At 72.1% G+C, this 5,435-nt stretch carries 5 protein-coding genes; 4 read left to right on the top strand and 1 reads right to left on the bottom strand.

Features of this window, described 5'->3' with window-relative positions; genetic code table 11:
• The 4 genes from GA0115259_RS40835 to GA0115259_RS34270 all read left to right on the top strand — a co-directional run.
• On the top strand, nucleotides 1–876 hold an 876-nt coding region (locus GA0115259_RS40835), incomplete at its 5' end, for a hypothetical protein (RefSeq protein ID WP_107469352.1).
• Between the two features lie 32 nt (nucleotides 877–908).
• Nucleotides 909–1,460: a hypothetical protein gene (locus GA0115259_RS34260; protein ID WP_093604130.1), complete on the top strand. Its 552-nt coding sequence runs from the start codon at nucleotides 909–911 to the stop codon at nucleotides 1,458–1,460.
• A gap of 60 nt (nucleotides 1,461–1,520) precedes the next feature.
• A complete protein-coding gene (locus GA0115259_RS34265; RefSeq protein ID WP_093604132.1) occupies nucleotides 1,521–3,323 on the top strand; it encodes an asparagine synthetase B family protein in 1,803 nt (600 codons plus the stop codon).
• A 35-nt stretch (nucleotides 3,324–3,358) separates the two neighbouring features.
• Nucleotides 3,359–4,705 carry an aldehyde dehydrogenase family protein gene (locus tag GA0115259_RS34270; RefSeq protein WP_256098274.1) on the top strand — a complete coding sequence of 449 codons (1,347 nt, stop codon included), beginning with the start codon at nucleotides 3,359–3,361 and terminating at the stop codon, nucleotides 4,703–4,705.
• A 44-nt stretch (nucleotides 4,706–4,749) separates the two neighbouring features.
• On the opposite strand, the gene GA0115259_RS34275 is transcribed toward GA0115259_RS34270, so the two are convergent.
• Entirely contained in the window at nucleotides 4,750–5,391 is a 642-nt protein-coding gene (locus tag GA0115259_RS34275) for a TetR/AcrR family transcriptional regulator (protein ID WP_093604136.1), read from the bottom strand.
• Between the last annotated feature and the right edge of the window lie 44 nt (nucleotides 5,392–5,435).

The raw sequence follows: 5,435 nt of genomic DNA on the forward strand, positions 1-5,435 counted from the left end.
CTCCTCGACCGCGCACTCGCCACGGCGGTGGCCCGCGCGGGCGCGCCGGCGCGTATCCGGTTCACCGAGCGTCAGCTCTACTACGAGATGTGCCGTGTCCTGCGCCCGCTGCACACCGTGCCGCGCCGGATTCCGCTCACTCCGGCGCCACCCGTACGGTACGAGCGGTTCGAGGAGGCGCTGCGGCGGTACGGCGAGGTGCCCGGGCTGCTGGGGCCTGTGCCGGAGGCCCGTACCGTACGGGCAGAGCCGCAGCCGCAGCGACCGGCACCGGCTCAGCCCGAGGAGCCCGACCTCTACGACTACGGGCTGCCCAGGCTGCTCGTCTGTCAGAGCCGCTCCGTGGCCCGGATGCTGCTCGCCAACGACATCCATCTGGAGGGCGCCTGCCCGGTGCTCGCCGCCGACGGTCTGCCGCTCGATCCGCGGCTTGTCGCCGGGCTCGGCCGGGTGGACGGCGCCACCGTGCATGTCCTGCACGACGCGAGCACCGCCGGGATCGCCCTCACCGCGCGGGTACGCGCCGATGTCGCCGGTGCTGGCGGTCCCGGTGTACGGGTCGCCTCGATGGGCCTCGTACCTCGGCACGCCGCCGCTCTGCACCTGGTCTCACCGCACGGCCCGGCGCCCGCCCAGCCGGACGACGGCCACGACGATACGCAGGCACTGCCGTCCGCGCTCGAACCGCGCGAGCGCGACTGGCTCGCCGGCGGGCGCTTCGCCGAGGTGGAGTCCGTCCCTCCGGCGCGGCTGCTCCGTACGGTCCTGCGCGTGGTACGCGGACCGAGAATGCCCAGCCACTCCCTGTGGACCGGTCTGCGCGAGCTGCGTACGGCCGGTTTCATGACCTGGCCGACGGACCGGCCGGCCATATAAGGACCGGCCCGGCGATATAAGGACAAGAGGCGATGAACCGGCCACGCGAAATTCCGTACAGAGATGAGCTGCTCGCCGACCGGAGCGTCCACCGGCGGTACGAGGACGGGCGCGAGGAGTGGCGGCGGCGCGAGGGCGGTACGACCGTGCGCTGGCACGACAACCGGGGCGCCTCCGGCACCGACGAGCTGCTCGGGCAGCGGATCGTCAAACGGCAGTTCGCGGACGGCAGCGTCGTGTACGGCCGGGACATCGGCTACGGCCGTACGGTCTGGGGCCAGGACGGAACGGTCCTGGTCAACAGGACCTCGTTCGGGGGGCGCATGGGTGTCCTGCTGGGCGGACTCGGTCTGGCGACGCTGGCCGTCACGGCCGCGCAGTATCCGCCGGTGAGCCTCAGCCCGGAGGAGGAGGAAGAGCTGCGGCAGCAGGCCCAGAGCAGCTCCTCCGGCGGCGGCGACGGCGGTGGCGGTGACACGAGCGGTGACACCGGCGGCGATGGCGGCGACGGCGGCGACTGGGATTCCGGGGACGGCTGGAACTCCGACGACGGCGGTAGCTGGAGCGACGACGACTTCGGCTGAGCGGCAGCGGACAAGCCGTATCCCGCGAGGCACAAGGCACAAGGCACAAGGAGCGTGACCATGGCGAGGTTCAGCGCCTTCCTGGCGGCGGATCCCGGGCACGCCAGGGACCAACTGGCGGCGACGGGCGCCTCCGTACGTCCCGAAGGGCCCGCGCTGGCGCTGATCGAGGATGAACCGGGCCATGCAACGGGCCCGTTCACCGCGTACGGCCGCACCGCCGTTGGCGAGGTCACTCTCCACAACCGGCCCGAACTGCTCGCCGCCCTCGCCATGGCCGGCGCGCCCGCGCCGCCCGACTGCCCCGACGGAGAGCTGCTGCTGCGCTGCTGGGCACGGCTCGGTACGGACGGGATCCGCGCGGCGGAAGGCATGTTCGCGCTCGCCGTGCACGAGGACGGCGCACTGGTCCTGATCCGCGACCATGTCGGCGCCCGCACTCTCTTCTACGCCCGCGCCGCCGGCTGCTGGGCCGCGTCCACCTCGCTGCGGGCCCTGCGCCGCTGGCCCGCGCTCGGCACCGGCCTCGAACTGGCCGCCGTACGCTCCTTCCTGACCTTCGCCTATCTCCCGGGCGAGGAGACACTCCTGCGCGGAGTACGCGAAGTGCTGCCGGGCCGGTGTCTGCGGCTCGCGGCGGACGGGAGCCTGGCGGAGGAGCACTACTGGGAGCCGCAGGAGCTGATCGAGAACGACGGGATCGAGAACGACGGCGCCTCGTCGTCGAGTTACGCGCTACGGCTGCGCGAACTGCTGGAGGAGGCCACCGCGCGCCGGCTGCCGGCGGCCGAGGCCGTGGGCGTCCTGCTCTCCGGCGGTGTCGACAGCTCGCTGGTGACCGCGCTCGCCGCCAAGCTGCACGCCCATCCCGTGCACACGTACTCCATCAGCTTCGGTGACGAACTTCCGAATGAACTGGGCTACTCGGGCCTGGTCGCCGCACACTGCCACACCCGCCACCGGGTGCTCACGGTGTCCGGGGACGCCGTGGCCGCCCGGCTCGCGGAGGCCGCCGCGCTGCTCGACAGCCCGGTGGGCGATCCGCTGACCGTGCCCAATCTGATGCTCGCCGAGGCCGTGGCGGGCGACGGGCTACGGGTCGTGCTCAACGGCGAGGGCGGCGATCCGGTGTTCGGCGGGCCGAAGAACCTGCCCATGCTGGTCCACGAGATGCACCGTGACGAGATGGCGGCGTTTTCCGGCGAGGCCGGTGAGACCGGCGACCCGGGCAGGGCCGCGCGTGAGACCACGTATCTCCGCTCGTACCGCAAGTGCTACACCGATCTTCCCGAGCTGCTCACACCGGAGACGCTCGACGCCCTCGCCACCGCGCCACGGCCCGAGCGCTTCGTCACGCCGTATCTGCGGCCCGAGGCGCGCGAGGGCCGGATGGACCATCTCCTCAACCAGCTCCTGCACTGCAATCTGCGGACCAAGGGCGCCCATCACATCCTCACCAAGGTCGAACGGCTCACCGCCTCGCAGTCGCTCCAGGGCCGCGCGCCGCTCTTCGACCGCCGCGTGGTGGACCATGCCTTCGCCACTCCGCCTCGGTGGAAGCTGAACGGCGCGGTGGAGAAGTGGGTGCTGAAGGAGGCCGTACGGGATCTGCTGCCCGGCACGGTCGTGGACCGGCCCAAGAGCGGGATGCGCGTACCGGTCCAGCAGTGGCTCGGCGGACCGCTGCGCGAGCTGGCGGGCGATCTGCTGCTGGGCCGCGAGGCACGCGCCCGAGGGCTCTTCCGGCAGGACACCGTACGCGCGTGGATGCGCGGCGAGGGCGCGCTGCTGCCGAGACAGGGCGGCAAGCTGTGGCTCGTACTCACCTTGGAACTGTGGCTGCGCGCCTACGACATCCGCTGATCGCGCGCCTACGACATTCGCTGATGGAGGCTCCCTTGCACGCTCTCGCGCTCACCGACCCCCGTACCGGACGGATACGCGGCGACTTTCCCGTCGCCCGGGAGCAGCGGATCGCCGACGCCGTCGGCGCGGCACGCCGGGCCTTCACCGGCTGGCGGGCGCTGACTCCGAGGGAACGGTCACGGCGGCTCGACCGTCTCGCCGGGCTGATCGAGGAGCACGCCGACGAGTACGCCGGGCTGGAGCGGGCCGGTACGGGCAAGCCTGCCGAGGAGGCGGCCGGTGAGGTGGAGCAGGCGGCGGATCTCTTCCGCTTCTACGCCTGGGCGGCGCGTACGCAGGCGGCGCCGGCCGCAGGAAGTTTTGTCGCGGGCCATGAGAGCTGGGTGCGCTGGGAGCCGCTCGGTGCCGTCGGTGTGGTCGTGCCGTGGAACTACCCGCTGATGATGGCGACGTGGCGGTGCGCGCCCGCGCTCGCCGCCGGGAACACGGTGGTGGTCAAGCCCGCCGAGACGACGCCCGACTCGCTGATCCTGCTCGCCGAGCACGCCCGCGAGGCGCTCGGCGAGTCGGTCGTACGGACGGTGCCGGGCGACCGGGAGACCGGCCGGCTGCTGGTGGCGTCCGAGGTGGACATGGTGGCCTTCACCGGGAGCGCGCTCGCCGGAGCCGATGTGACGGCGCGGGCGGGCACCCGGCGCGTCAGTCTGGAACTGGGCGGCAACAGTCCGGTCGTCGTGCTGCCCGAGGCGCCCGAGGACACCTGGACGGAGCTGGCCGCCGCGACCACGTACAACGCCGGCCAGAGCTGCGCCGTGCCCGCGCGGGTGATCACGCTCCGCGAGAACTACGAGTCCGCCGTCGCCCTGCTCTCCGACGCGATGCGCGAACGCCGCGCGGGCCGGGACTTCGGTCCGCTCAACAACGCGGACCAGGCGGCGCGTTACGACCGTATCATCGGCGCCTCCGCCGCGAAGGTGACCGCGACCGGCGAACTGGCCCTCGGGGAAGGCGAGGAGGGCGGCTTCTGGCGGCCCGCGCGTGTGCTCGCCGATCTGCCCGACGACGATCCCGCGGTGGTGGAGGAGGTCTTCGGCCCGCTGCTCACCGTCCAGGCGGCGGACACGGTCGAGGACGCGCTCGCCCTGGCGAACGGTGTGCCGCAGGCGCTCGCCGCGAGTGTCTGGACGCGTGATCTGCCGACGGGACTGGACCTCGCCGGACGGCTGAACGCGGGCGAGGCCTGGCTCAACTGCCATCTCGTCCAGACGGCGGAGCTTCCGCACGGCGGGCGTGGCTCCTCGGGCCACGGTACGGACCTGAGCACGCTGGCGCTGCACGAGTACCAGCGCCCGAAGACGATCACGGCGCGGCTGCGGTAGGTCCTGTCCGTTCGGCGCGGCTCGTCACACCGTCGTCCCGCCCGTCACAGCCGCAGACCGGCCGCCAGGTTGTCCAGAGCGCGGTGGATCAGGGCGCTCAGATCGTCCTGACTGCCGCGCTCTCCCCAGTAGAGAGTGATCTCCCGCAGGGCGCCCAGCACGGCGGCGACAAAGATCCGCACCTCGAAGTCGTCCGCGTCCCTGCCGGTGCGCTCCACCAGCGCGTCGGTGAGCAGCTTGGCCGTCGACGACATGGTCTCGGTCATCCTGGCCCGGACGGCCGGGACTTCGACCATCAGCCTGGTGCGCTGGATCACCTCGTCGTAGTCGGTGCTCATCATGGCGCGCGTCGCCTCGTCCAGGATGAACCGGATGGACTCCAGCGGAGGTTCACCGGCAGGCCGGGAGCGCAACAGCGCCGCCATGACCGGGTCGTACTCGTCGGTCAGGACGATGTCTTCCTTCGTCGGGAAGTAGCGGAAGACGGTCGAGGGCGAGACCTCGGCCGCCTCCGCGATCTGCTCGATGGTCGTCGCCTCGTACCCCTGCTCGACGATCAGCCTGTAGGTCGCCCGGCGGATCGCGATCCTGGTCTTGAGCTTCTTGCGCTCGCGCAGGCCCATCGGAGGCTGGTGTTCCGAGAGGGAGGCGGGGGAGGCGAGAGAGCTGTGAGAGGTGGCGGCCATGACTCCTATTGTCCGGCATCGGCGGGCGCGGGGGCCACGCCCGC

The sequence above is a fragment of the Streptomyces sp. MnatMP-M17 genome (assembly GCF_900091995.1).
Taxonomy (GTDB): Bacteria; Actinomycetota; Actinomycetes; order Streptomycetales; family Streptomycetaceae; genus Streptomyces.

Coding starts and splice junctions, on each gene's coding strand:
- GA0115259_RS34260 (WP_093604130.1), top strand. CDS start 909: ATGAACCGGCCACGCGAAATTCCGTACAGAGATGAGCTGCTCGCCGAC.
- GA0115259_RS34265 (WP_093604132.1), top strand. CDS start 1,521: ATGGCGAGGTTCAGCGCCTTCCTGGCGGCGGATCCCGGGCACGCCAGG.
- GA0115259_RS34275 (WP_093604136.1), bottom strand. CDS start 5,391: ATGGCCGCCACCTCTCACAGCTCTCTCGCCTCCCCCGCCTCCCTCTCG.